This window comes from Burkholderia sp. AU16741 (assembly GCF_002223345.1).
In the GTDB taxonomy this organism is placed as follows: domain Bacteria; phylum Pseudomonadota; class Gammaproteobacteria; order Burkholderiales; family Burkholderiaceae; genus Burkholderia; species Burkholderia sola.
In genome coordinates this window covers 1-1,123 of record NZ_NKEZ01000019.1, presented here as the reverse complement: position 1 = coordinate 1,123, position 1,123 = coordinate 1, and the positions used below count along the sequence as shown (strand labels likewise).

1 protein-coding gene is annotated in these 1,123 nt (G+C 68.8%); it reads left to right on the top strand.

All coding sequences use genetic code 11. The annotated features are described in order from the left end of the window. On the top strand, positions 1–1,123 hold a 1,123-nt coding region (locus CFB89_RS33790; RefSeq protein WP_144030205.1), incomplete at both ends, for an efflux transporter outer membrane subunit.

The window sequence follows — 1,123 nt, the reverse complement described above, 5'->3', positions numbered from 1 at the left end:
TACGCGACGCAGCCGGGCGCGGCCGGCGCGCGCAGCGCGAACGGCCAGGCGGCGACCGCCATCGGCTGGCGCGAGTTCTTCGTCGATCCGCGCCTGCAGCGGCTGATCGAGATCGCGCTGAAAAACAACCGCGACCTGCGCGTGTCGGTGCTGAACATCGAGGCCGCGCGTGCGCAGTACCAGATCACGCGCGCGGGGCTGTTCCCGACGCTCGACGGTACGGGCACGGGCACCATCCAGCGTTTCCCGGCCGGTGTCTCGCAGACGGGCCAGCCGCTGATTTCGCGCACCTACAACGTCGGATTGTCCGCATCGTGGGAGCTCGACCTGTTCGGCCGCGTGCAAAGCCTGAAGGACCAGGCGCTCGCGCAGTACCTGTCGACCGCGTATGCGCGGCAGGCGTCGGAGATCTCGCTGGTGTCGCAGGTGGCGGATCAATACCTGACGCTGCTGTCGACCGATGATCTGTTGAAGGTCACCGAGGACACGCTGAAGACCGCGCAGGCGTCGTACGACCTGACCAAGCTGCAGTTCGACAACGGCACGGGCTCCGAGCTCGAGCTGCGTCAGGCGCAGACGGTGGTCGAGACGGCGCTCGCGAACCAGCAGGCGCAGGCCCGTGCCCGCGCGCAGGCGCTGAATGCGCTGGTGCTGCTGATCGGCGAGCCGCTGCCGGACGACCTGCCGGCGGGCATGCCGCTCGACGCACAGAACCTGCTGACGGACGTGCCGGCCGGCCTGCCGTCGGATCTGCTGACGCGTCGTCCGGACGTGATGCAGGCCGAGCAGACGCTGCTGGCCGCGAACGCGAACATCGGCGCGGCGCGTGCGGCATTCTTCCCGAAGATCTCGCTGACGGCCGCGTTCGGCACCGCGAGCCCGACGCTGGGCGGCCTGTTCAAGGCCGGCACGGCGGCGTGGTCGTTCGCGCCGAACATCGCGCTGCCGATCTTCGAGGGCGGGCAGAACATCGCGAACCTCGATCTCGCGCACGTGCAGAAGCGCATCGAGATCGCGAACTACGAGAAGGCGATCCAGTCGGCATTCCGCGAAGTGTCGGACGGGCTCGCCGCACGCGGCACGTACGATCAGCAGATCGCGGCATTGGAGCGCAACGAGCACG